The following is a 26,192-nucleotide window of genomic DNA, read 5'->3' as shown; positions in this document are numbered from 1 at the left end:
CACAGATCCGGAGTTATAACGTAATTCCATTAAATTATACCTAGTTATAGCCTGTGGCTATAACAAAAGTGATCATTACGTTTGAAAAAGACACCAGTAATGTTACAATGGTTAACTATGTTCATACGAATGATTGAAGGGAGGGCGATAAGCATGAATCTGTATCACATCCAGTCTACCGTGCACGGAATCAACAGAGTAGCATCGTTTATGGAAGAAAATTATATTGGTACCGCTTGGTCCGGTACAGGAGATCTGGAGCAAACGCCCCCGGAGCTATGGAAGGAACAGTTGGTTCAACACGCTAGCTTGGATGAAGCAGAATTGGCGAGAGCACTCGGGACATTACATATGTTTGCCAACCTCATGCAGGATGGAGATTATGTATTAATTAGCGATGATGAATGGACGTATGTGGGGGATATCGGGGATTATTATTACGACGATTCCGCTGGTACGGAAGAGGACTTGATCTGTCACCGCCGCGGGGTTACATGGTTGGGTCGTATTCCTCTCGCCGAGCTAAATGACAAAGTTCAGTCGCTGCTAAAAGATTCATCCATACTTGCAAAGTTTGAGCATCCCGTTTCACAAGCACAGCTGGATCGCGGACTTGCAATCGGCATAGCAGTTGAAGCAACACACACTCTCTCAACAGCAATAGATGAAGCTACAATTCAAGCAGCTATTCATGTGCTGAAGGAAGCGTTGCACAGTGAAGAAGAAGAGCTGCGAATTCGTGCGGCTACAGCCATTTTGCAGTATGCCAAACCATAGTAACATGCAAAATGTTAGAGAATAGTCGTGATTATTATAGGAATCATTCATGTCAAAACAATTTTAAATTTTCCAATTCTGGAGTGAGTTGAGGCGTACTTATAGAAATATTCAATGGATGGGGGAATTGACGCTTGCTGTTGGGAATGATAATTTAGACATATCATTAAAACCAATAAGTCCAATGAGATAAAGGGGGTATGTAGGGTGACACACATCGTGCATGCAGCAGCTGAAGATATTCGCAACGAGGATTCGTTGCAATTGATCAAGGAACTGAGTGAAGAACTCGGTTTGTTATATGGCGGTGATGGAACGGCGGGATTTCAACTGTCCGACGTTGAAGTGCCACGGGCGGCTTTTATCGTTGCGAGGATCGACGGGTACCCGGTTGGTTGCGGAGCACTTAGACCCCTTGATGAAACATCTGTAGAAGTTAAACGCATGTATACACGCAGTGGCTACCGCCGTAAGGGGATAGCCCAGGCTATTTTGGCTGAGGCGGAGCGTCTTGCAAGCGAACTTGGTTATACCAACCTGAAACTGCAAACCGGTCCATTACAGCTGGAAGCTGCAGCACTATATGAGCGTGTAGGGTATTATCGAATCCCTGTATTCAGTGGCAATTGGGATAAAGTATTGGCCTATCAGAAAGATCTGGTACACGAAAAGGTAAATGTTACGCATGAATCATAACTTCCGTTATTGAACGGATAGAGGAGCATAATATACAAGAAAAAGTCGCCTATGGGCGACTTTTTTTAGCTTTAATATATGCAATATACTCCAATGATCTCATCTGCAAAATTGTTTAATCCGTTACGCTATTATTGATCGATGTGTCTTGATATTGAGCGCCCCATTCGCACAGTCCTTCCAAAACGGGCAGTAACCTCTCAGCTTTCGCTGTCAGTCGGTACTCGACTTTAGGAGGGACTTGAGGATACTCTTTGCGCTCTACCATGCCATCTGCTTCCAGTTCTTTGAGCTGTGAACTCAATGTTTTATATGTGATGGCTCCGATCTGTCTTTTCAGCTCATTGAAGCGGACAGGCGGGTTTTCTGCCAAAAGGTACATAATCACCATTTTCCATTTGCCACCAATAACGGACAACGTATATCCAAAAGGGGTATCTTGAATATTTTTAACTTTACCGTGGTAGTCAGCCATACTCATTATTAACACTATCCTTCCGGGTAGTACCTATTATAAAAGACCGTACTGTTTATTTGGGATCAGTTTAAACTAATCTTACCTGAAAGTAAAGTAGAACTACGATGACTCAAAAAACAATACGCCGACGGAGCTGAAGATTTAACTGATGGCTCTGCTAGATACAACAAAGGAACAACCATCGCTGGTTGTTCCTTTTGGTGTGATTAGTTTGTCTTTTTATAAGAAGATCAGCAACAATGTTCCTGCGGCAAAACAGTAATACGAAAAGTATTTCAGGTTGCCTTTCGCCATAATGCCCATAAACCATCTCATGGAGAAATAGGTAACGAAGAGTGTTGTGATAAATGCAATCAGATAGGGGATCGCCAGCTGTGATCGATTTGGATCATTGGCGATGTCGGATACACCCATGATGAGTCCACCAATGCTTATTGGAATATACAGCATGAAGGAGAACTTCAGTGCCGTTTCCTGTTTCATGCCCACAGCGATGGAAGCAATTACAGTTGCCCCTGAACGGCTAATTCCGGGAATAAGAGCTACCGCCTGAGCGAGACCGACCAACAATGCATCTTTAGTAGACAGATCACCGTCTTGTTTGCGACCACGAAGATTACGAATCAGCCATAAGGCAACGCCGGTAATCAATAGCGCGATGGAAACAGTGTAGACGGACGAGAAAATTTCTTCAATCCGATCCTTGAACAGGACCGCAATAACAGCAGCAGGAACCGTACCAATAATTATGTATAAGCAAAACATAAAGTCTGCTCTATATTCTTCTTTACGAGTACGCAGGTAACCTAATGCACCGATAATCAACTTTTTGATATCTTCCCGGAAAATAAAAATAATAGCGATAAGCGATGCCGTGTTGGTTAAAATCTCAAATGACAATCCATTCTGCTTCATGCCCATGAGCCTCTGGGCGATGATCAAGTGACCGCTGGAGGAGACAGGAATCGGCTCCGTTGCGCCTTGAACAATACCTAAAAATAAATACTTTAACCATAACATAATTTCTTCCATGTTTTCCTCCTTGAATACGTTTCATTGGCTTTCCAATGATCTCTCTTTTTTAATAAAAGTGACTTATCTACTCTATTGATGATAGCCGCTTAAGTTAGTGACTTGCAAGTTAGAGTTCATAGAGGGAGGGAAATAAACATAGCTTGTCAAATACTTCAGAGCATGATATCGTTGATAACGATTATCAATATCAATGAAAAGGTGGGTTTATTTTGCGTAAACAGAGAAAATCAGTATGGATCATAATGGCACTCATCTTGCTGCTAGTACTTAGTGCATGTGGTCAATCTACCACGAGCAATAGTACAACCGGGGACAGTACGAATGAAACTGCGGGAACAGAAACCAAGACGAACTCGGATTCAGCTTCTTCTGCTGGTACAGAAGCAACTGCCGAAGAGGAACTCGTTACATACCAATCGGATGCAGGTGAAGTACAGGTACCCAAAAATCCTAAGCGCATTATTGATTTGACGTCATTTTCGACGGGGTACTTTGTTGCCCTCGATGCACCGGTAGTCGGCGCTTTATCAGGAGCGATGAACAACAAGTATATCAAGGATCAACTTGCAGAAGCTGGCACCAGTGATCTGGGTGAGAAGCCTACACCAGAAAGTCTAATCAGCTTAAAACCCGACCTCTTTATTGTGTACACAGGCACAGAGGGTATCGACAAGCTGGAGCAAATTGCGCCAGTCGTACAGATTGATTATGGTAAGCGCAATTTCAAGGATCTCATGCTTGAAATAGGCAAGCTCACGAATAGAGAAGACGCAGCCAAAGCCTGGAATGCTAAATGGGAAGCGCAGATCAACGAACTGAAACCAAAGGTTCAGGAAGCTGTTGGGGATCGCACCGTTTCCATTCTGAATCCGTACGCCAAAGGATTATATGTATTCGGTCATAATTATGGTCGAGGCGGTGAGATTATTTATGGGGAGTTTGGTCTAAAAGCACCCGCCAAGGCTCAAGCCGAAGCAATTGACAGTGGGACTGGCTGGGCATCGATCTCCATGGAACTATTGCCGGAGTATGCAGGGGACATCATCTTCACCAGCCCGTGGTCGGGAGATACAACCGATCCCAAGATCGTATATGATAATCCATTGTGGAAGAATTTGCCTGCGGTGAAGGCCAATCATGTGTTCCAGCTTGACCCGACTTCAGACTCGTACAACGATCCGTTAACGTTGGAAGGTCAGCTACAGTTTATTTCGGATAGCTTGCTTTCGAAAAAGTAAAATTGGACTGAAAAATATAATAGAGTAACATAGGAGCATTTCCAAACGTCATTAGAAGACGGGGAGATGCTCTTTTTTAGTGATACGGAACAGTATTAGCTAGTACCATGACAGATGAAGGCAGTTGTTTTATTGATCCATACCTCTCAGGCGTTTAATATCTTCTCTGGGCGGTAAACCGAACATGCGAGAATATTCACGCTAGGTATGGCTGCCGTAAAGACATGCTGATTGCTGGTTACATAATCACAAGTGCACAATCATGAGATACAACAAGTACAGAAGATGTATTCGTCTTTTATTTACTGATCGTTCCCGATGTGTTAGATTGACTTTAGGAGGGAAGTCGAATGGCTAGAAGTAAAGAGTTTGAAGTGAACGAAGTATTGGATAAAGCAATGAAGATCTTCTGGGAACAAGGTTATGAGAAGACATCGATGAGTGACCTTGTGGAGCATATGGGAATACATCGCCGAAGTATATACGATACATTTGATGATAAACATACATTGTTCTTGCAGGCTATGGATCGTTATAAAGGCAAGATCAGTGCTACATTACTTGCAGAAATTAAAGCGTCCAAGACGGCAGTGGAAGCACTGCATAACATTTATGGATTGATGATCAGTGAAGCAGAGGATACACCATCGGGTTGCCTGATCGTAAATTCGGCAGTAGAGCTGGGCACACGTGATTCGGATGTAGATACACGGTCCCTTGAATCATTTAACGATACAGAGCGGATGTTTGAGCAGATCATCGAATGGGGACAACGCGATGGAGAATTCTCCTCAGACCATGATGCGAAGGAAATGGCAGAGTACTTGCACAATATTTCTGTCGGCATTAGAGCCATGGCCAGAACCTCGACAGATAAAGTTAAATTAAATCGAATAATCAATGTATCCATAAAACTTTTGGAAAAATGATACGGCTGGCTCTACGCGCATATAGAGGCATATCTCCGAAATGTTATTGCATACGATGAGCCTACACATATTCCAAAATAGCAGCTTGTAATCCGTTATAGGATTCCAAGCTGCTATTTTTGTACCTATTTACGTCATGAGAAAGATGGAGCTACGTCATGAGAAAGATGGAGCATCAATTGGTGACGGCATCGGCTGTTGTTTTTACTCTTCTGTGAATCTCTTCGGTTCCAGCTTCCAAAGCGGTTTCGTAGTATGAGCGTTTATGGTCAATAACTTCCATGGTCCTTCTTAGTTGCTCCATTTGTGCTTCAACAATGGCTTTTCGTTCCGTGAACATATCATATCTTTGCTTCAGGGTGGAATCCCCTTCAGAACACCATTCAATAAAATCCTTGATGTCTTTGATAGGCATTCCGGTCAGCTTCAGGCATTGAATGATCTTAAGAAAATCGATGTCTGAATCTTTGAACAAGCGCGTTCCGCTCGTGGTACGTTCTACAAAAGGCATAAGTCCTTCCTTATCATAGTACCGCAATGTATATACTGTAAGATCTAATTTTTTGGCAACTTCACCGATTGAATAGGTCATTTAGAATGAATTCCTTTCTACGAGGGGTAGACTTCGAGTTAACTCTAGGATTGATCCGAGTGAATTCTATCATGTTGGATTACTGGATGTCAAAGTACGTTGGAGATAAAAAATAAGATAAACATTTGACCTAGAGTTAACTAGAGGGCTTAAGATTATTTTTGTACTTACAATTACGAGGAGGTTATTCCATTGATTATAGCTAAAGCCAGAGCCGTTGACGGACCAGACCAACAATTCAGAAGTGCTGAAATTAAACGACGTGATCTGGATACCAATGATGTATTAATCGAGATTAAATATGCCGGTATCTGCCATTCTGACATCCATACAGCCCACGGTGAATGGGGTCCTGTGAACTATCCACTCGTTCCTGGTCACGAAATTGCCGGGATTGTAACTGATGTAGGAAGCGGAGTCTCCAAATATAAGGTTGGTGATCGCGTTGGGGTCGGATGTATGGTGGACTCTTGTGGTGAATGTGTTAACTGTCGCAAAGGTGAAGAGCAGTACTGTCTCAAAGGAAATATTCAAACTTACGCTGGAGTAGACAAATACGGTGAACCTACGCAAGGTGGGTATTCAACACATATTGTTGTCGTAGAGAATTTTGTCGTTCGCATCCCTGATAACATTGCACTTGATGCAGCTGCACCTTTGTTGTGTGCAGGTATTACGACCTATTCACCACTTCATCACTGGGGAGCTGGCCCAGGCAAGAAGGTTGCCGTTGTAGGTATGGGTGGTCTAGGTCATATGGCTGTCAAAATTGCACATGCGATGGGTGCGGAAGTAACGGTACTCTCCCAATCCTTGAGCAAAAAAGAAGATGGACTGCAATTTGGTGCAGATCACTACTATGCTACAAGCGAACCGGAAACGTTCGAAAAACTTGCAGGCACATTTGATCTGATGATTAACACAGTAAGTGCGAATATTGATATTAACGCTTATTTCTCACTGCTGACGCTGGATGGTACACTCGTGAACGTGGGTGCACCACCAGAGCCATTAGCTGTTAACGCATTCTCTCTGATCGGTCATCGCCGTTCATTCGCCGGTTCCATGATTGGTGGTATTCGTGAGACGCAGGAAATGCTTGATTTCTGTGCAGAAAATGCTATTGCGCCTAACATTGAGATCATCTCCGCTGATCAGATTGATGAAGCTTACAAACGTGTATTGGCTTCCGACGTGAAATATCGCTTCGTTATTGATGTCAGCACCATATAAAAGTGGAAAGTTTGATTACTGATTATTAAAATTAAAAGAAAGCAGCTACCGATAAGGTCAGCTGCTTTTCTGTTCAGTTATATGATCGCAACCAATAGAAGTAGCACACGTCTAATAACGAGTTGGAAAAACATGAAAGGAGTGGAAGCAGAAAGATGACAGCATCATTTTCACATCAGCCCGAAGGGTATGAATGTCCATTTTGTGGTATTTGGGGTATCGAGCGACCTGATCAGGGAACCAAACAAAGGGATATTATCTATCAGAATGAAAAGGTGACGGCATTTATAGCAGGCAAATGGTGGCCAAACAATAAAGGACATGTTCTTGTTGTTCCAAATCAACATTTCGAGAACATCTTTGAACTTCCTGCGGACTACGCTGCTGAGATTCATTACGCGGCTCAACTTACAGCATGGGCAATGAAAAGTACATATGGATGTGAAGGAATCTCTACACGACAGCATAATGAACCTGCAGGTAATCAAGATGTATGGCATTATCATCTGCATGTTTATCCCAGATACGTGAATGATCAACTTTATCTGACAAAGGGTTCTCCATCCGATCCAGATGAACGCGCATTCTGTGCTGATCAGTTGCGTTCTTGGATTAAAGAGAACATCTAAAATCTCGCAGACTGCTCAATTTTTCTTTGAGTTATCGGGCAGATAAGAGGTTTTGAATTTGATATTCATGATAGAATGATTTTGAATGGGGCAAATTAAATAGTATATTTCATGATATAGGGGGGGAACCAATGGAGACCTTTGCAGAATTTATAGCACGCATCGATAACCCGGAACACCAGGCACGAACGGAAGAAGTTTTGAACTGGATCACTGAAAGATTCCCGAATTTAAAACAAAAAATTGCATGGAACCAACCGATGTTCACCGACCATGATACCTTCATTATTGGTTTTAGTGTATCCAAGCAACATTTGGCTGTTGCTCCCGAGAAGGCAGGAATTAATCGTTTTTCGGAAGAGATCACTAAAGCCGGTTATGATCATACCAAAGAGTTGGTGCGAATGAAGTGGAAACAGGAGATTGATTATTCGTTACTTGAGAGAATGATTGAGTTTAATATCGCGGATAAGGCAGAATGTTCAACATTTTGGCGAAAATAAATTGCACACATAAAAGACCCCCGACTTCCGGATGTGGAAATAGGGGGTCTTCTCCATTTTTTTAGGGGAATTTACTATTGAGCACCTACTACAGGATGAGGTACATAAGGTTCTTCAAGGAATGTGACATCTTCTGAGGTCAACTTAACGGAAAGAGCACCTACAGCATCTTCCAGATGTGATAGTTTGGTGGCACCGATAATTGGAGCCGCTACAGTGTCTTTTTGCAGCAACCACGCAAGTGCGATGTGTGTACGAGGGACTCCGTATTTTTCTGCAATGGATGCAACCCGTTCAACCACAAGTCGATCTGCATCACTGGTCGCATTGTACTTGGATTTCTGAATTTCGTCTGTCTCGGATCGAAGGGTCGATACGGACCAGTCACGGGTTAACCTGCCTGAAGCAAGAGGACTGTAAGGCGTCACACCAATCTTTTCTTCCTTGCATAACGGTAACATTTCACGTTCTTCTTCGCGGTAGATGAGGTTGAAGTGGTTCTGCATGGAGACAAACTTGGTCCAACCATGTTTCTCTGCTACATGTAATGCCTTTTGGAACTGCCAAGCGAACATGGCTGAAGCCCCAATATATCTTACTTTCCCGGACTTCACCACATCATGTAAGGCTTCCATGGTTTCTTCAATAGGCGTATTGTAGTCCCAACGATGAATGATATATAGATCTACATAATCCGTTTCCAATCGTTTCAGGCTTTTATCAATCTCACTCAGGATGGCTTTTCTGGAAAGGCCAGAACCGTTGGGTCCTTTATGCATCTGTCCATGTACTTTGGTTGCAATAACGACCTCATCCCGATTAGCGTAATCCTTTAATGCCCGACCAAGGTACTCCTCGCTCGTACCCAGAGAGTATATATTGGCTGTATCGAAGAAATTGATGCCCAGATCCAGTGCTTTTTTGATCACGGGGCGAGAGTCTTCTTCATTCAGTACCCATTGATGAACCCATTTACTGGCGTCTCCAAACCCCATACATCCTAGGCAAAATCGAGATACGTCCAAGCCAGTGTTACCAAGTTTCGTATATTCCATGTCATGTTCCAATCCTTTCTAATGTTTATTGTTGCCACCGGTCTGGTGATCTATTTACACCATTAGTATGTCATAACAAATGAACGAGCGGGTACCACATTTCTATCAAACTATTGCCTAATCTTCTCACAGTCCCAGAATCCGTTAGATCGAGGACATAAAAAAAGATGCTCCTTATAACTCAAGGAACATCTTATGCATTATCAATTATGAATGAACTCCAACTCAGACAGTGAATAAAAAGATTGAACTAGAAAAAACGCCATGATATAATCTATAGCGCAATTGACATTTTGATTAGGAACAAAGGGTAAATCATTATTTCTCCTAATTTAATTTTACATCCGACATTCCGATTTGTCAATGCTCTTTTTTTGGTCCTAATAAATGGAAAAGGGAGTGGGTTCATTCATGGATAAAACCGTTGAATGGAAGTTGGAAGAGGAAAGATTAGTGCAGGTAAGGAGCAAGCTTCAGGCAAGACTCGACGACTTAGAACCGAAGGTTGAAGGACTGCATGAACAGGCTGCCGAAATTCGTAAACGGTTTTGGGAAGAAGTGACGATTAACACGGGTTCGTACACCGATTTTGAAGATGCCTTCTATACCATTAATCAGCAATCGAGAGTGTTGGCCGAGAGGGAACGCGGGCACAAGCTGTTAACGCAACAATGGAAAAATACAAAGAGATTACTTCCGACACCGTATTTTGGTCGCTTCGATTATAAGGAAAAAGGCATGGCATTTACTGAACAGATCTACATCGGCGTATCTTCCTTCATGGATGAAGATGGATTGAGCTTTCTAATCTATGACTGGCGTACACCAATTGCGAGTCTGTACTATGATCACTCTCCGGGGCCAGCAAGTTATGACACACCTTCAGGACAAATCGAGGGTTCCATGGAGCTCAAGCGTCAATTTCAGATTCAACACGGGCAGCTTCTTAGCATGTTTGACTCAAATGAGACGATCGGTGACGAATTGTTACAGCAAGTACTCGCCAAAGGTGCAGACTCACAAATGAAAAGCATTGTAGCAACCATTCAAAAGGAACAAAATGCTATTATCCGTGATGACCGAAGCCGTATGCTCATTGTTCAGGGAGCAGCTGGCAGTGGCAAGACGTCCGCTGCGTTACAGCGAGTGGCCTACTTGTTATACAAACACCGGCAGACCGTTAAGGCAGATCAGATTGTACTTTTCTCTCCGAATCCGATGTTTACCAGTTATACCTCCACCGTACTCCCGGAACTTGGCGAAGAGAACATGCAGCAGACCACTTTTCAGGAATATCTGAATTATTGGCTGGATTCCTCCTTACGACCAGAGGATGCCTTTGATCAGATTGAATATGTGCTGACAGCCCAGGGAGATCCAGGATATGAAGCTCGGATGGAGGCGATCAAGTATAAAGCTTCGGAGACATTCCTTCAAGTGCTCCAAAACTACGGGAAGTGGTTGGGAGGAGAGGGGATGCTGTTCAATGGGATTCGATTTCGGGAACGTGAGTTCATCACTGCGGATCGAATTAGGACCCAGTTTTACAGTTTGGATCAAAATCTGACACTGTCCAACCGAATTCTTCTTGTGCAGGAATGGCTGCTGAGAGAACTCGTTATGCTGGAACGTCTGGAACGTGAAGCCGACTGGGTTCTGGAGGAGTTGAATTATCTCGATACCGATGAGTATGTGGAAGCTTACGGTATGCTTCACAAAGAAAAGCCTGTGTTCGATGTCGCGGAAAAGTATGCAGCACGAGATAACGGTAATAACAGCGCAGAGCAAGATGAGGGTGCTTTTGATTTTGCAGGGCGGGAAGAGGAATTGCTTCGTCAGAAACTGGTGAAAAACATGTTTAAACCTTTAAGGAAGAGTGTGCGGAAATTCCAGTTCGTGGATGTGAAAGGGATATATGAACAACTATTTGCAGATGAAGCCGCTTATCGGGAACGAACGAATGGGGCAATCCCCCCGCAGCATTGGGCTGAGATATGCAAACAAACCAGGGAGATGATCCTCCAGAACAAGCTTTTCCATGAGGATGCTACTCCTTATTTATATGTAAAAGAACTGATCGAGGGCGTTCGGACGAATAGAGAGATTCGTTATGTCTTCGTGGATGAAGGTCAGGATTATTCGGCGTTTCAATACGAATATCTCAAGAAACTGTTCCCTCGTGCTCGCATGACCGTACTGGGAGATTTCGGGCAAGCCATCTTTATGCAGGCTACGGAGTTAGCAGCGTCCAACTCGCCATTGATCCACCTTTATGGAGAAGCTGAAACCACGTTGATCCGCCTGGTACGCAGTTATCGTTCAACCCAAGAGATTGTTGAATTCACGAGACACATGTTACCCGGGGGAGAAGAGATTAGACCATTTGAAAGGAGAGATCGGAAGCCTTTTTTAACAAGATTGAAGGACGAGAAGCAGCGTGGTGCGCGTATTCTGGCAGACATTACTGCGCTTAAGGCAGAGGGGTTCGATTCCATCGCTGTAATAACGAAGACCGCAGCTGAAAGCCGGGAAGCCTGTGAAAGGTTACAGAGTCAAGGAGGCGAAGGGTTACAACTTATAACGAAGGATACACAGATTTTTGAAAAAGGAATCATGGTTATTCCTGTGTACCTTGCGAAAGGCGTCGAGTTCGATGCGGTCCTGGTCTATGATGCTTCACCAGAAGCTTACAGCCAGGAATATGATCGCAAGCTTCTATATACGGCCTGCACTCGAGCCATGCACCGACTTCAACTCTACACAACGAACGATTGGTCACCGTTTGTGCAGGCGTTACCGGCGAATCTGTATGACACTTATCACAAATAATAATCGTGAAGATATTACCGTTCTTATAAAACTTTATTACAGAACATTACTTCAAAAATAAACAAAGAAAGACCCGCCAATTAAGGTGGGTCTTTACGTTTATCTTGAAGCCTTTATAGATTGCTACATGAATTCCCTCGAATTCCTAACGTATAAGAGTTCTGCGAGAATATAGGGCTTAACCTTTAACTGCACCGGCAGTGAGGCCGCTGACAATATATTTTTGCCCAAATAGATACAGGATGAATACTGGCAATGAAGTAAGCACGAGATTGGCGAAGATCAGGTTCCAGTCCCGGCTGTATTTACCATAGAAATTGTAGATCGATAATGGCATCGTCCACGTGGAGCTGTCTGTCAGGAAGTACACCGGAATGGTGATGTCATTCCAGACGGACATGAACACCATGATCGCTACCGTTGCGTTAACAGGCAGGATGAGCGGTGTGACGATGCGGAAGAACACACCGAACACACTTGCTCCTTCCAGAAATGCGACTTCGTCCAGCGCTCGTGGAATAGTTTTGATGAATCCACTGTACAAGAATACGCTGAAGGCCGTATTTAGCGCGGCATAGATCAGGATAACGCTTGTGATGCTGCCGTAGAATCCTAATCCTTGTACAACCCGTATGGTCGTAATAATGGACATTGGCGCAATCAGTCCCATAAAAAAATACATGTAGAGGGTGCCGGATAGTTTGGTTTCCCGACGTGCCAGAATGAATGCCGCTGCCGAAGAAGCAACGATATTAATGATGGAAGATACGCCAGTAATCAAAATACTGTTGAAAAATGCTCGCGACAGACCGCCTTCCTGGAAGACACGAACATAGTTCGAGAACTGCCATGTTTCCGGGAAACTCAGGGAGAAGCTGAGCACTTCGGCGCTGGTTTTGAATGAACCAAAGATCAGAATGACAAGCGGCAACAGAACGATAAGAGAGGCCAGAATCAGGAAGCCTTCCACGATATAGTTACGGATGGCGAGTTTGCGTGTATAGCCCATGTTATTCGGTAACCTCCTTACGCCGCATGAAGATCAATAGCGGTATAGCGATAATGGTAACGACCACGAACAGAAGGGTGTTGACCGCTGTTCCAAGTCCCCAGTTGCCTTCGCCGAAAGACCGCAGAATGATCGTACCTACGACCTGGGAAGCGTTACCCGGGCCACCACCGGTCATGACATATACTTCGGAGAATACTTTGAGTCCACCGATCAACGTCAGCATCAGGTTAATGTTAATGGCGGGCAGCAAGAGTGGCAGTGTGATTTTGAAAAAACTTCTCCACGAACTTGCGCCATCAATCTTGGCGGCTTCGTAATACTCCTGGGAAATGGACTGCAGTCCAGCCAGATAGATGGCCATCTGGAACCCGGCACTCTGCCAGATGGAGACGATGGCAATCGTCCAGATTACAATCGATGGGTTGGTCAGCCAAGCTTGGCTTAACGAATGTAATCCTACAGATTCCAACAAATTGTTGATGGTACCTTCGGTACGCAACATGGGTGTGAACAGAATGCTGATCACGAGTATGCTGAGAATGGAAGGGGAGTAGAAGATCGCACGCAGCAGGTTCTTCGTTCTTAATCGCATGTTAAGTCCTACGGCCAGCAATAGGCCGATGACATTCTTGCCGACAACGGTGACAATTGCAAATATCGCCGTGTTTTTCAACGCCAGAATCAGCGTTTTGTCTGAGAAAATTTTCTCAAAATTATCCCACCCGATGAACTTCAACTCCAGCCGGTCTAACCGCCAGTCCGTGAATGAGTAATAAAAAGCGGCGAGAGCAGGCACAACGAAAAAGATGGAGTAGATCAATAGTGCGGGAAATATCATGTAATACGAGTATAGATTTTTAGTCCTTTTCATGTCTCACACTCCGTTATAGCTAGGCAGCATAACAATTGATCATGTTATGCTGCCTTATATTTCACTCTTTAGAAACCTTCTACGCCTTTATCCTGCATCAGCTGACTGAACTTCTCATCCCAGGATTTCAGCACTTCTTCTGGTGACAATCCACCAGCGAATTGATCTTGCAACAATCGGTACAATTCGCTGCGATCCACCAGCATGTATGCATCCGTTGTTAGCACGGTTTTCTTCGGCGTAATGTAATTGTCTACAATATCCTGTTTGTATGCCGGCAGTTCCGGAGTAGTAACGTCACTGAAATTGGATACGTATCCTTTGGAATCCACGATCTGTTGTGCGACATCTTTGGAAGCGATATAGTCCAGGAACTGTTTGGCTTCATCCAAATGTTTGGATTTCTTTGGAATGAACAGTTGTCCGCCGAGCGGACTTGCACCCAGACTGGCATTATCCGACGATGGAATCGGGAATACACCCAGTTCCATATTTGGATCTTGCTCAGCCACGCCTTCAATTAACCAATCACCCATAAACATCATGGCAACTTCCTTGTTCAGGAATTTACCTACTGCCATGTCATAGCTGTCGCTAAGTACATCGGTGTTGGTGTACCCTTTGGTGTACACTTCATACTGTTGTTCCAGGAATGTTTTGAATTCGGGAATATCGGACCATTTTTTCTTGTTACTGTTCAACTCATCAAAAAACGTCGGATCATTTTTGGCTACAAAATCGGCAAATGCTGCAGCTGGCCAGATGTTGGCAGCCCAGGCGTCTTTATAAGGCATGAATACAGGTGTAATGCCACTTGCTTTGATTTTTTCACAGATCGCTAGGAATTCTTCGTAGTTCGTTGGAATCGACAACCCGAGTTCTTCAAAGATTTGTTTGTTATACACGACCCCTTGCATCCCTGTATCTTGGCTGACGTGGAAACTGTAGAGATGGCCGCCGGAAGAGAGGACGTCCTTATTCACAATTCTGCTTGCCCAAGGTTCGTTGTCCAGAATCTCGAAGTTCCGTTCAAGGTTCAGGTCCGTGACAGCACTCGCCAGATTGTACTGAATGATATCAGGCGTTTCATCTACTGCCAGTTTGGTTTGCAGTACTGTCGTCGTTTGTTCCGCAGGAATCAGCTGCAAGTTGACGCGAATGTTCGTTTGTTTTTCAAATGCATCGAGAATGTCCTGCTGGATGAAGGCAGAGTCCTGAGAACTTTTGGAGATTGCCAGCTCCAATGTGACTTTGCCGCCCTTGCTGTCCCCGCCAGCAGCTGTCCCTGAATCCGTATCTCCAGAACCACAAGCGGTTAATGAGATAGATAATAAACTGGCAAGAATAATGGAAATCGCCTTTTTTCTTTTTATTGTTTTCAATGCAAATCCCCCTCTAAAACGTGTAGTGAATCCGTTTACAAGTCCGATTATAGATTCTTTTCTCTCCCCGGTACATGTCTGTGCTTGAACGTTGATGTGTAAAATCCTGAACTTGAAATCGCTATCATTTCATGGAGTACCGTGATAGAGTAGACATCAATGTAAGGGATTTCACATCATGTCAGAACAGGAGGGTATCTCTAATAATGGCGAAGTTCATACATAAAACCACTCAATTCAGTTTGCAGACGAAGGTGTTTTTGACGTTTCTGGCTCTGCTTTTGTTTGTGCTGGGCTGTTTTATTGTTTATGTGAATGTGATCGTTGTCCGTCCGCTCAAATTGAAAACGGAGCAGGATACGCTCGTGACCGCTACGAAGGTAAGAGAGCAAGTTGATCTCTATGTGGAGCAGCAGAACCAGATGTCACAGCGAATATTATCCAGCAAAAATATTTTTGCAGCCATGGACAAGAGCTCCTCAGCGCATAGTAATTATGAAAGACTGAAACAGATTCGGATCATTAAAGACATCATGTTCCAGGCCATCGGTCCGAGCATGAATATCAAGGACATGTCCATCTATGACAATCACGGCGTTCTCTTGACGTCATATTTGGGTTCGGGCAATCCACCCGCCATCCTGAACACCCTGATGGAGAGTAGTCAGATCGGACGAGATTGGACGGAAAGTGGTTTTGTTCTGCTGCGCCAAGTCGATACCATTTCCTTTATTCGTACGATCAATGATCAGAATGGCAAGGTGTACGGTTATCTTAGCATTCAGATGGAACAAGCTTATATACAGAACCTTACGGAAGGCATTACAGCAGGGGAAGTCTATATTCTGAATGAACAAGGAGAGCAGATGACAGGTACGGAAGCTAGTGAGACATTTGCCAATTGGACAAAGCCTTCATCAGACGAGGGGTTAGATGTCGACAAAGACGACAATTACGTCACACATTCTATTTCACCGAGTACAGGTTGGATTACATACATCATAACGCCCAAAAAATCTGTCTTAGGCTCGATCCATTCGGTTCAGACGATGTCCATCCTGCTGATTACAGCACTTATGCTGGTTTCATTCGTGTATATCTTCCTGTCGACGCGTAACCTGCTGCTGCCTATCCGCAAGCTACGCAGCCAGATCTGGCGAATGAACTACAGCAATATGAATCTGAAAGTGGATGAAACGCCGAAGAATAACGATCTATTGTTGCTGAATGAAGCCTTTCGGGATCTGATGGAGAGGCTTCAACAATCCATTGACCGGGAGAAATCGGCGCTTCATGAAGAAGTAAAGGCGCGTAATTCTGCGCTGCAAGCCCAGATCGCACCTCATTTTATTCATAATGTTCTATATCTGATCAGTATTGCCGCCCAAGAGGGGAAGACCAAAGTTGTATCCGATATGTGTAAACATCTCTCGGACAGTCTGCGTTATATTGTCTCTTCACCATACGCGCATGTGACTTTGGCTGAGGAGCTTCAACATACGAGACATTACCTGTCCCTTGTACAACAAAAGTACGAGGAGGATCTGGAATGGGACATCTGTGCTGACGAGCTGGCAAACGAAATCCGGTTGCCACGGTTGGTCATTCAGCCGTTTGTGGAAAATTGCATTGAACATGCCTTTGCCAACACCGCGCCGCCTTGGCATATCCGGATTACCGTGAAGCAATATAACGGATTATGGGCTTTGGAGATCAAGGATAACGGAGAGGGGTTTCCACCGGATAAGATCCAGGAGATTGTAGCCAATATTCAGGCATCGGGCTCCGGAATGAACCAGACGGCCGATCGTGCCACAGCCCTTGGTAATATGGGGATTATCAACAGTGTCAATCGACTCAAACTAATGTATAACAACCGGCTCTTTATTAATATATTTAACAATCATTCGGAAGAGCAACATGGAGCAACGATTCAGATCATCGGTTCACTGACGAAAGATTTTTACTAGCGAGGAGGCATAGGCGATGTATAATGCGATGATTGTAGAGGATAGCAAGCCGATATTACGTAATATTAAAATGCTCTTGGAAACGCTGAGCTTTCCCATTCGTGTAGCGGCTACGGCAACGAATGGGGAGGAGGCTCTGGCAGCGATAAAGCAGTCATCGATTGATCTGTTGTTGACGGATATTCGAATGCCAAAAATGGATGGCCTGTCCCTGATTGAGCAAGCCAAGCTTGCCAACCCGGATCTGAAGGTCATTCTAATTAGCGGATACAGCGATTTTGAATACACAAGAAAAGCATTGAACCTGCAAGTGTTTGACTATTTGCTAAAACCTGTCGAACGAGAGGCGCTTGAAGAAGTCATGGGTCGGGTAATTGACCAACTGGATCAACAGATGTCCAAGGAACTGCTGGATCTGCAAGAAATCATTCATCCCCAATGTGAGACTACGCTCAAAAAGGGGGAGGATTTTCCGCCCTTATTCAGCCAGATGATGATGATTATGAGCAAACAACCCTTCACCGCAGGGAATGAACGATGGGTGCAGCTGGAGCTTGAGGCGATGGTGAAGGATTTTTTCCCATTCTATTCTTGTCGTGTGTACACCAGTCAAACTCCATATCAATTCATCGCTTTTGTCAACAAAAGTGCACTTGAGGTGTACTCATCTGTACATGAATGTCTTGAATCCTTGAGAAGGCATTTGGTTGCGCATGACATCAATGCGATTATTGGAGGACAACTTCTATTGGCTGAGTCTGGTAATCTGCCTGAGCTCTATCACCGCATGTCGTCCATTATGTCTGAGCAGCAACGGTTGAAACAAGGAATCGTGTTGGATACCGGGAATCCGGTATCAATGGCTAGATCCGAGACAGGCTGTCTGGATTCGGTGCTGGAATCTGTTTTTGTACAGATGATACAGGCCCGGCAGAAAGAACGGTTTGCTCTTAAGTTATCTGAATTGTTGAATCAATGGGCAGAGGAAAATGTACATATGACTGAGGTGGAACGGTTTATTGGATTGATCGTAGACACGTTTGCTCATCTGTACGAGGAACAGGGATCGGGCATGAGATTGGGGTTGGAGCTTCGGGCAAAACAATTCGTCCAGGCACAGTCCTATGCCGATTTTTGCCGGGAACTGACGGAATGGACGGGACAGTGTTTCGATATGCTGCAATCCCACGTCCGCAAAAGCAAGGCGATCCTGTTCGAACAGATTGACGATTACGTAAAACTGAATAAGTACTCTCCATTGTCGATCAACGACATTGCCATGAAGTTTCACGTCAGCCCGTCCTATGTCAGCAGAGTGATCAAAAATGAAACACAAATTACGTTTGTTCAGTATTACACTCAGCTTCGCATTCAGGAAGCCTGCAGACTGATGGAAAGCCAACCAGACATGAAGTTTAAGGAAGTATCCGATTTGCTGTCGTTTAGCGATCAGCACTATTTCTCCAAAGTGTTCAAAGAGTATAAGGGGTTAAGTCCTACCGAATATAAACAACAGATGTATGGTATAAAGACCCAATCATAGTGAACCAGGCAGGATAGCGGAACTTGTACTAAAGGGGGTTGATAAGGATGCACTTATCAAATCAATTTGGGACTGTAACTGGGTTTTGGGTGATTAATAAAATTAAAAGGAGAAATGATAAATGATAAAAATTGACGTAGATTTAGTATCGAAGTTAATAAATAGCCAATTTCCAGAGTGGGCCAATTTAGAAATTAAGCCTGTTAAAAAAAGTGGGAATGATAATAAAACTTTTCACTTAGGAAACAGTATGAGCGTTAGGTTACCAAGTGAGGAAGCCTATGTACCCCAAGTTGAAAAAGAACAAAAATGGTTACCCATTTTAGCCAAGCATCTCTCTACACAAATAACTGAACCATTGGCTAAAGGAGAACCGAGTGAAGATTACCCATATCCTTGGTCAGTCAACAAATGGTTGGATGGAGAGACAGCAACATTAGACAATATTGATGATGCAAATCAATTTGCACTTGATTTGGGAGGATTTTTAGTTGAATTACAATCTATTGATGCCAGTGAAGGTCCCTTAGCTGGCAAACATAATTTTTATAGGGGCGGAGATATTGTTGTATACGAAAATGAGTGTAGAGATGCCATTAATAATAATGTAACTATTTTTAATAAACATCTATTGGGAGAAATCTGGGGACTGGCATTAACTTCAAAGTGGGCTCGTGAACCCGTTTGGGTCCACGGTGACATAGCTCCAGGAAATATATTAATTATGAATGGTAAACTGAGTGCGGTTATTGATTTTGGGATTTTGGGGGTAGGAGACCCTTCTTGCGATGCTGCAATGGCTTGGACTTTTTTTGATGATAGTAGCAGAAAGGCATTTAAGAATGCAATAAAATTTGATGAAGAAACCTGGAATAGAGCAAGAGGTTGGGCCTTATGGAAGGCTTTAATAACCTACAACCGTAATAAACAATCTAACAAAGCAATTGCAGATGAACAATATAATATTATAGAAGTAATCATTAATGATTACGAAACTCAAAGATAAATGCGAATGCTTATCCATTCAGTTCAACGAGCAGTTGACGTTTGGGAGCATAAATTCACTAAAAGGAAATATATGGGTTAGTTCATGATATAATTTATGTTATAATACGAAACAAATACGGCTTGTTACTGAATTCATTCAGGCAATACCTATGTATATTTACGCTCAAAGTCTCTTTGGGTGTGCATATATATGGGTTTTTTTGCGTTTACTTGCCGATTGATTCTACTAAAAATGGATAAAGAGAGGAAGATTCGCGTTGGAAAAGAAAAAGAACAAAGGGTCGTTTTATAAGAATGGAGGAGCCCGTTTACGATTAATGAGTACTAGACTCATTGCAGCTTTCCTAGCAGTGCTTATTATTCCAACTGCACTTATCGGTTATTTCTCGTATCATAGTGCCAAAGATCAGGTACAACAAAAAATGACTGAGCCGATCCATACCATCTTAACGATGACAGGACAGCATATTAACAATCTGGTCGGGGAAAAAGCAGAATTATTGAGTTATATAGACAGTATGTATGACTCCTCTTCCAGTCAGGCCAACAACGAAGCGATACAAGTAGGAATTGAGCTATTAGCTGATACATATCCGGATATTCTTAGTATAACTGTGGGCAACGACCAAGGTAGTGTTATATCATCTTCAGCAATAAAGGATGGAGCATATGACCCACGCAAAACAGAATGGTACGCCAATGGTATGAGTAACAATGGATCACTCTATTTTTCCAGTATTATGACAGATTCGGGATCCGGGAAGATTTATGTAGAAATTTCAAAGGCTCTTTCCAATCAACAAGGTGTAGCAAGTATTAAACTTGATCTGGAGCGATTAGCAAACGAAATATCTTATGTGGATGTAGGGGGTAATGGGAGCCTCATTGTGGTTGACTCCAATAGAACCATCGCAGCTTGGTCTGGTGCCATTGTAAAAGGTGGGGGAGGAGAACTCGGCGGAGCGCTCATCGAGGGAATTCCAGTGTATCCAAATACGGCTTCAAGTTCCGATGAACCGATGGCCTTTTCTCAATTTGTTAGAACGGATCTGGCGTATGATTTGGAGGTGTATAACGGTGTTAATGCCTTGACGGGGTGGAATGTCATTGCTTTGATGGGCCATGAAGACTTTATCGCCGCAGCGAAACCCATCATGGTATCAAGTTTAACCGTCATCGCTGTATCCGTATTGCTTGCTGGAGTTATTATTTTCTTCATTCTGAGATCATTTATTGTACCTATGCAAAAACTGAGAATGGCGACTCGCAGTGTAAGCGAAGGGAACCTGTCCGAACGGGTGAATCTTAAAACCGAAAACGAATTTGGTATGTTGGCAAATGATTTTGACCAAATGACCATTTCCCTTCAATCGGTGGTTGCTGAACTTCATCAGACGTCATCGTTGTTAAGCCGCTCTTCCCAAATGATTCAGGAAAGTACAGGACAAACCACCCAATCGGTTCAACATGTGGCGGAAACCATGTACCAGACGGCGGAATCAGCTATCGTTGGGGCGGAAAATTCGGAACAAACCGCGAATGCCGTAGAAGAGATGGCGAGAGGCATCAGTACAATTGCAGAATCGGCGAGTGCCATCGTTGATTCGGCTGAAGAGACGGAGCGCGCTGTTGCTAATGGCGGGAAAACCATAAACCAGGTCGGAGTACAAATGGAATATATTCTCGGAGCTGTTGAAGAAACCTCGGCCTTGATTAATGAGCTGTCCAGTCTATCCGCCGAAGCCAATCGAATGAATGAAGCTATTGCGGATATCTCACGGCAAACCAACCTTCTGTCACTGAATGCCTCTATTGAAGCTTCAAGAGCAGGAGATCACGGTAAAGGGTTTGCTGTTGTTGCTGGTGAGGTGCGCACGTTATCCATGCAATCCAAACAGAGTGCGGACGACATTGGCGCTACCATTGGCAAAATGCTCGATTTGATTGCCAAATCCACCTCCCTAATGAATGATAAAGTTCGCAATCAAGTTGGTGAGGGAATGCGGATCAGTCAAGAAGCTTCTGCAACCATATCTAATATTGAACAATATACAGCTCATATCGTGGATCAAATTCAGGATATTTCCGCTGTCTCTGAACAGTTGTCAGCCAGTACGGAAGAGGTCTCGGCTACCGTTGCCGCCATGAGTCACATCTCTAAAGTGTCGGCTGATAGCGCTCAGACAACTTCAGCAGCAGCCCAAGAGCAAATGGCTTCGATGCAGGAAATATCCGCATCATCTGCACAGCTATCCAAAACAGCTGAGAACATGCAAGAACTGGTTCGTCGATTTAAGCTTTAGAGTGGAAAATGGATGTGTCAGGATCGATTGTGCCAGGGTCCAAAGCATGAGAATACCAAACAAAGTCGCTGTTTTAGCGGCTTTGTTTTTTTCGCTTTCCAGCATCCTGGATGAAACGGGTACTCAGATCACAGAGGTAGGATAATGCAATAATTCAGTGAATTTGTATAGGAAGAGATCTGATAAAATGAATAAAAAGCTGGGAGGTAAAGCCATGAAAAAGCCCATGATCGGTGTGCTGCCTTTATATGATACTGACAAAAAAAGTTACTGGATGCTTCCGGATTATATGAACGCAATAGAGGGAGCAGGCGGGATTCCGATTATGCTGCCTTTGACAACGGATACCGAGATTATAGGAACATTGGCTAATGAATTCGATGGCTTCCTGTTCACCGGGGGACATGATCTCAATCCGGAGCTGTATCATGAGCATGTAGAGGTCACCTGTGGAGAGTTATGTATTGAACGCGATATGATGGAGTCGGTATTATTACAAAAGGTAATTGAGCTTGATAAGCCAGCCTTTGGCATATGCCGTGGACTACAATTATTTAACGTTGTTTTGGGTGGTACGTTGTATCAAGACATTCCGACTAGCCTTCAACTTCATGTGAACAAGATCGTTAATCATAAGCAAAGTCCGCCGTATACGAATCTTGTACATGATGTACATATTGAGAAAAATAATATCCTATACGATATTTTGCAAACAGATACGATAAAAGTAAACAGCTATCACCATCAGGGGATCAAGATGTTAACGGATAAATTAACGGCCGTGGCAGTCGCTGAAGACGGACTCGTCGAATCCGTGGTTATGCCGAACCGTTCATTTGTTTTGGCTGTGCAGTGGCATCCAGAGTACAGCTACAACGTAGATGACTGTAGTCAACAGTTATTTGCGGCGTTTGTTAATGCTTCTCAATCCCCGCGCTATAATGTCCATATTGAAGACATTACCGCATAAAATGCGGGGAAGCAAAAAGACCTCCTGTTTATATAAACAGAGGAGGTCTTTGTATTGGTGAATGTAGTCGTTATGAGTAGTCGTGAGATTTCTATGACTGTTACCATTGTTGTGGAATGATTATTTTAATCCAGACTTGGTGTTGGCCTGCTCTTCAGCATGAAGGGAAGCGATTAGCTTCTCGCCTTCAACGTCCAGGTTTGGCAGAATGCGATCCAACCATTTTGGAAGTGCCCAAGCTTTGTCTCCGAAAATAGCCATGATGGCTGGGACCAGTCCCATTCGAATGATGAAAGCATCGATCAGAATACCTACCGCCAAGGTGAAACCAATCTGCTTGATCATAACATCATCGGTGAAGATAAATCCTGCAAATACAGATACCATGATCACTGCTGCAGCAACAACCACGCGACTTACCTGGTTGTATCCATGAATGACGGATTCAGTCCCGCGTTGACCATGAACATATGATTCTCGCATGGAACTAACCAGAAAGACTTGATAGTCCATCGCGAGGCCATACAGGATACCTGTCACGATGATCGGCATAAAGCTAAGCAACGGTCCGCCCGTATCGAAACCAAAGAGCGAATGCAGCCAGCCCCATTGAAATACAGCTGTCGTGATCCCGAATGTAGCCAGGATACTAAGCAGGAAGCCAATCGTTGCTTTGATAGGAACGATGATCGAACGGAATACGAGTAACAGGATGATCAGTGACAGCAGGATGATAATGCCTACATAAATAGGGAACACCTGCGCCAGTTTGGCTGACATATCTATGTTAACCGCTGTAAGCCCAGTAACCCCAAGTTTCACATCATAGGTCTGAGCGATACTTGAATCTGATGAGCGGAGATCACTGACCAGTGTTTTAGTAAGCGTATCGTTAGGACCTGTTTTTGGAATGAGACTAAAGATAGCCAAATCTTCTGTCATACCAAGTGGTGTAACCTGTGCAACGTTGTTTTGACCTTGAAGCTCCATCATCAGACCACCCAAGAGTTCCGGCGTGACTTTGGCGGAAGATTGATTAGGCTCTGCGACCAGAATAAGCGGTCCGTTGAATCCTTCTCCGAAGCCTTCCGAGATAGCATCATAGCTCTGTCTTGCGTCTGTATCGAGATTGGCTGAGGAAGCGCCAGGGATACCCATTTCCATTTTCGCGATCGGTGTCGCCGCAAAACCAAGAATGACGATGATGGCGATAATGGTAGCCCAACGATTCTTGATAACGAATTTCACCCATCTATCCGCCACTCCGTGGCTAGCAGCTTTGGGATGTTTCGTGCTTTTCTCACGAGCTTTAGCGGAACAGATTCGTTCGCCTACCAGTCCCAGTAAAGCCGGCAACAGGGTTAAGGCAACGAACACATTGATAAACACGGTGGCAGCTGCGACCAAAGCCATCGTAGACAAGAATGTGAGACCAATGACGAGCATACCACATAGTGCAATAATGACGGTTAACCCGGCAAAAAATACTGCGCTGCCCGATGTACCAATGGCTCTGGCTGTTGCTTCTTTGGCGCTCAAGCCTTGATCAATGATCATTCGACGTTGGCGATTAACAATGAAGAGAGCGTAATCGATTCCAACAGCCAATCCAACCATGAGAGCCAGAACGGAAGTAACACTTGGCATTTCGATGAATTTGGAGATTGAGAATGCTCCACCTACTCCGATCGCAACACCCAGTAGTGCAGTAATCAGAGGCAGACCTGCCGCAACAACGGAGCCGAGTGTGATCAGCAATACGATTACAGCAATGACCAGTCCAACAATCTCTGCGGAGCCGACACCAATCGATACCGCTTTGAGCGTTTCGCCTGGCAAGACCGTAATGCTGGTTCCTTTCTCTACTGTCATAACGGATTGAATAACAGAATCAAATACATCCTGCGTGATGGCAGATTGCTCGATTGTAAATTGGAACTGAAACAGTGCAATACTGCCGTCTGAGGAGATCAGCATACCAGGTACAGGAACACCATCCACCATCAAAGGTCCATAGGGAGGAGGCGTGGTTGTTGCGGACTGTGCCATATCAGTAGCCTGAGCATTCTGAGCCATTTCTGCCGTAGCACCCGAATTAGCTGCTTCAGCTGCATAGTCCGCAGGATTAATGACTTTGTCTAATCCGTAAACTTCATTAACACCTTTCATTATGGCAGCCAAACGTTCAGGCGTATCCAGACGTTCGTTGTCCGGTGCCTTGAACACAACACTTCCTTGCCCCCCGGAGGCGGCAGGCAGTTCTTTGGCCAATTGATCCAGAACCTGCTGTGACTCGGTGCCTTCAATCTTCATTTCAGAACTGATGTGAATGCCATTGATGCTGATCATGGAGATGACAATTCCCAGAATTAAAACCCAGCCAATGATGAAGTAGGCAGGTTTGCTAAAAGCAGTTTTCCCCACTCTGTATAATAATGTAGACATTTCTCTATTTTACACTCCCTCTATGATGAATGTGGATAGTTGGCATGTTCGAATCCTGCCCGCAAATGACTAAACGTGGTTTCCAAAAATTGATCGAAGGTAATAGCACCGGGCTTGGTATCTTCAGTCATGACTTGTCCGGGAAGCAGCACATTGAGTCTTCCATCAATTAATGGAAGTATCGTTCCGTATAGTGCGTTAATAAGAAGATAAGTATAGATCTCGTCATATTTCCCGTTGGATAAGTCTAATAAGGTATCTTGTGCCTGTGTCTGCATCCGGTGCATGGCCCCAAGGTAATGTGGCTCAAGTACGGGATAGGTATGGGATAGCGAGAGTAGCTGATGTAGCCTTCCTATTAATTCTGTTGTAAGTTGCATCTGGATCAGGTTATACAGTACGTCAAGCAAGGAGGCATGTTCAGGCATTTCGGTAAGTAAATCTTCAAGTTCCGTTGTATTCTGAACAGATATGGCTCCTCTTGCTACGGCTTCTTCTTTACATGTGAAGTAGTTTGCAAATGTTCTACGTGAACATCCCACCTGATGCACGATATCTTCGACCGTAAAGCCATCAAGCCCATGTTCAAGGGTAAGTTCAAAGGCTGCACCGGCAAGCGCTTTTTCCGTTGCTTCTTTCTTCAAATGTCGCAAGTTTCGTTTAATCATTGTTCTCCGCTTATGCGTTCACCTCC

22 protein-coding genes are annotated in these 26,192 nt (G+C 44.0%); 13 read left to right on the top strand and 9 right to left on the bottom strand.

Annotated elements, in window-relative coordinates; translation table 11 throughout:
• The first annotated feature begins 153 nt into the window (after positions 1 to 153).
• Positions 154 to 777, top strand: coding sequence for a hypothetical protein (locus tag MKY73_RS15680; RefSeq protein WP_339302520.1), 624 nt, complete (start codon positions 154 to 156; stop codon positions 775 to 777).
• Between the two features lie 207 nt (positions 778 to 984).
• Complete coding sequence (locus MKY73_RS15675; protein ID WP_339302519.1) at positions 985 to 1,473, top strand: GNAT family N-acetyltransferase; 489 nt, start codon at positions 985 to 987, stop codon at positions 1,471 to 1,473.
• A gap of 115 nt (positions 1,474 to 1,588) precedes the next feature.
• On the opposite strand, the gene MKY73_RS15670 is transcribed toward MKY73_RS15675, so the two are convergent.
• Both MKY73_RS15670 and MKY73_RS15665 read right to left on the bottom strand, forming a co-directional pair.
• The gene (locus tag MKY73_RS15670) at positions 1,589 to 1,954 is read right to left on the bottom strand and encodes a helix-turn-helix domain-containing protein (protein WP_339302517.1); all 366 of its coding nucleotides are present in this window, start codon (positions 1,952 to 1,954) and stop codon (positions 1,589 to 1,591) included.
• 216 nt (positions 1,955 to 2,170) lie between these two features.
• Positions 2,171 to 2,983, bottom strand: a complete 813-nt coding sequence (locus MKY73_RS15665; RefSeq protein ID WP_339302516.1) for an undecaprenyl-diphosphate phosphatase — start codon at positions 2,981 to 2,983, stop codon at positions 2,171 to 2,173.
• A 212-nt stretch (positions 2,984 to 3,195) separates the two neighbouring features.
• Here MKY73_RS15665 and MKY73_RS15660 point away from each other — a divergent pair, with 212 nt between their 5' ends.
• Both MKY73_RS15660 and MKY73_RS15655 read left to right on the top strand, forming a co-directional pair.
• Positions 3,196 to 4,224, top strand: coding sequence for an ABC transporter substrate-binding protein (locus MKY73_RS15660; RefSeq protein ID WP_339302515.1), 1,029 nt, complete (start codon positions 3,196 to 3,198; stop codon positions 4,222 to 4,224).
• A gap of 350 nt (positions 4,225 to 4,574) precedes the next feature.
• Positions 4,575 to 5,153 (top strand): TetR/AcrR family transcriptional regulator, encoded by a 579-nt coding sequence (locus MKY73_RS15655; RefSeq protein ID WP_339242577.1) that lies wholly within the window; start codon positions 4,575 to 4,577, stop codon positions 5,151 to 5,153.
• Positions 5,154 to 5,328: 175 nt separating this feature from the next.
• Here MKY73_RS15655 and MKY73_RS15650 read toward each other — a convergent pair whose 3' ends face one another.
• Positions 5,329 to 5,745 carry a MerR family transcriptional regulator gene (locus MKY73_RS15650; protein WP_339242579.1) on the bottom strand — a complete coding sequence of 139 codons (417 nt, stop codon included), beginning with the start codon at positions 5,743 to 5,745 and terminating at the stop codon, positions 5,329 to 5,331.
• A 192-nt stretch (positions 5,746 to 5,937) separates the two neighbouring features.
• Between MKY73_RS15650 and MKY73_RS15645 the strand changes: the two genes are divergently transcribed.
• The 3 genes from MKY73_RS15645 (at position 5,938) to MKY73_RS15635 (ending at position 8,110) form a co-directional block, all read left to right on the top strand.
• On the top strand, positions 5,938 to 6,978 hold the full coding sequence (locus tag MKY73_RS15645; protein ID WP_339302514.1) for an NAD(P)-dependent alcohol dehydrogenase: 1,041 nt from the start codon (positions 5,938 to 5,940) through the stop codon (positions 6,976 to 6,978).
• A 155-nt stretch (positions 6,979 to 7,133) separates the two neighbouring features.
• Positions 7,134 to 7,607 carry an HIT family protein gene (locus MKY73_RS15640; RefSeq protein ID WP_339302513.1) on the top strand — a complete coding sequence of 158 codons (474 nt, stop codon included), beginning with the start codon at positions 7,134 to 7,136 and terminating at the stop codon, positions 7,605 to 7,607.
• A gap of 131 nt (positions 7,608 to 7,738) precedes the next feature.
• Positions 7,739 to 8,110, top strand: coding sequence for an iron chaperone (locus MKY73_RS15635; RefSeq protein WP_339242587.1), 372 nt, complete (start codon positions 7,739 to 7,741; stop codon positions 8,108 to 8,110).
• 74 nt (positions 8,111 to 8,184) lie between these two features.
• Here the strand turns inward: MKY73_RS15635 and MKY73_RS15630 are convergent, their stop codons facing one another.
• Positions 8,185 to 9,165, bottom strand: coding sequence for an aldo/keto reductase (locus tag MKY73_RS15630; protein WP_339302512.1), 981 nt, complete (start codon positions 9,163 to 9,165; stop codon positions 8,185 to 8,187).
• Positions 9,166 to 9,576: 411 nt separating this feature from the next.
• Here MKY73_RS15630 and helD point away from each other — a divergent pair, with 411 nt between their 5' ends.
• On the top strand, positions 9,577 to 11,994 hold the full coding sequence (gene helD, locus MKY73_RS15625; protein WP_339302511.1) for an RNA polymerase recycling motor HelD: 2,418 nt from the start codon (positions 9,577 to 9,579) through the stop codon (positions 11,992 to 11,994).
• A gap of 178 nt (positions 11,995 to 12,172) precedes the next feature.
• On the opposite strand, the gene MKY73_RS15620 is transcribed toward helD, so the two are convergent.
• The 3 genes from MKY73_RS15620 to MKY73_RS15610 form a co-directional block, all read right to left on the bottom strand.
• Positions 12,173 to 13,003 carry a carbohydrate ABC transporter permease gene (locus MKY73_RS15620; protein ID WP_339242593.1) on the bottom strand — a complete coding sequence of 277 codons (831 nt, stop codon included), beginning with the start codon at positions 13,001 to 13,003 and terminating at the stop codon, positions 12,173 to 12,175.
• Position 13,004: 1 nt separating this feature from the next.
• Entirely contained in the window at positions 13,005 to 13,877 is an 873-nt protein-coding gene (locus tag MKY73_RS15615; protein WP_339242596.1) for a sugar ABC transporter permease, read from the bottom strand.
• 68 nt (positions 13,878 to 13,945) lie between these two features.
• Positions 13,946 to 15,259 carry an ABC transporter substrate-binding protein gene (locus MKY73_RS15610; protein ID WP_339302510.1) on the bottom strand — a complete coding sequence of 438 codons (1,314 nt, stop codon included), beginning with the start codon at positions 15,257 to 15,259 and terminating at the stop codon, positions 13,946 to 13,948.
• A gap of 206 nt (positions 15,260 to 15,465) precedes the next feature.
• On the opposite strand from MKY73_RS15610, the gene MKY73_RS15605 reads away from it, so the two are divergent.
• The 5 genes from MKY73_RS15605 (at position 15,466) to MKY73_RS15585 (ending at position 23,053) form a co-directional block, all read left to right on the top strand.
• On the top strand, positions 15,466 to 17,229 hold the full coding sequence (locus MKY73_RS15605; protein ID WP_339302509.1) for a histidine kinase: 1,764 nt from the start codon (positions 15,466 to 15,468) through the stop codon (positions 17,227 to 17,229).
• Between the two features lie 16 nt (positions 17,230 to 17,245).
• On the top strand, positions 17,246 to 18,772 hold the full coding sequence (locus MKY73_RS15600; protein ID WP_339302508.1) for a response regulator: 1,527 nt from the start codon (positions 17,246 to 17,248) through the stop codon (positions 18,770 to 18,772).
• 121 nt (positions 18,773 to 18,893) lie between these two features.
• Entirely contained in the window at positions 18,894 to 19,778 is an 885-nt protein-coding gene (locus MKY73_RS15595; RefSeq protein WP_339302507.1) for an aminoglycoside phosphotransferase family protein, read from the top strand.
• A 319-nt stretch (positions 19,779 to 20,097) separates the two neighbouring features.
• Positions 20,098 to 22,083 (top strand): methyl-accepting chemotaxis protein, encoded by a 1,986-nt coding sequence (locus tag MKY73_RS15590; RefSeq protein ID WP_339302506.1) that lies wholly within the window; start codon positions 20,098 to 20,100, stop codon positions 22,081 to 22,083.
• A 214-nt stretch (positions 22,084 to 22,297) separates the two neighbouring features.
• A complete protein-coding gene (locus MKY73_RS15585) occupies positions 22,298 to 23,053 on the top strand; it encodes a gamma-glutamyl-gamma-aminobutyrate hydrolase family protein (RefSeq protein ID WP_339302505.1) in 756 nt (251 codons plus the stop codon).
• 120 nt (positions 23,054 to 23,173) lie between these two features.
• Here MKY73_RS15585 and MKY73_RS15580 read toward each other — a convergent pair whose 3' ends face one another.
• Together MKY73_RS15580 and MKY73_RS15575 are read right to left on the bottom strand one after the other, a co-directional pair.
• Positions 23,174 to 25,498 (bottom strand): MMPL family transporter, encoded by a 2,325-nt coding sequence (locus MKY73_RS15580; protein ID WP_339302504.1) that lies wholly within the window; start codon positions 25,496 to 25,498, stop codon positions 23,174 to 23,176.
• Positions 25,499 to 25,518: 20 nt separating this feature from the next.
• Positions 25,519 to 26,166 (bottom strand): TetR/AcrR family transcriptional regulator, encoded by a 648-nt coding sequence (locus MKY73_RS15575; protein WP_339302503.1) that lies wholly within the window; start codon positions 26,164 to 26,166, stop codon positions 25,519 to 25,521.
• Between the last annotated feature and the right edge of the window lie 26 nt (positions 26,167 to 26,192).

The sequence above is a fragment of the Paenibacillus sp. FSL R5-0519 genome (assembly GCF_037974275.1).
Taxonomy (GTDB): domain Bacteria; phylum Bacillota; class Bacilli; order Paenibacillales; family Paenibacillaceae; genus Paenibacillus.
This window is presented reverse-complemented; position numbering and strand designations above follow the sequence as displayed.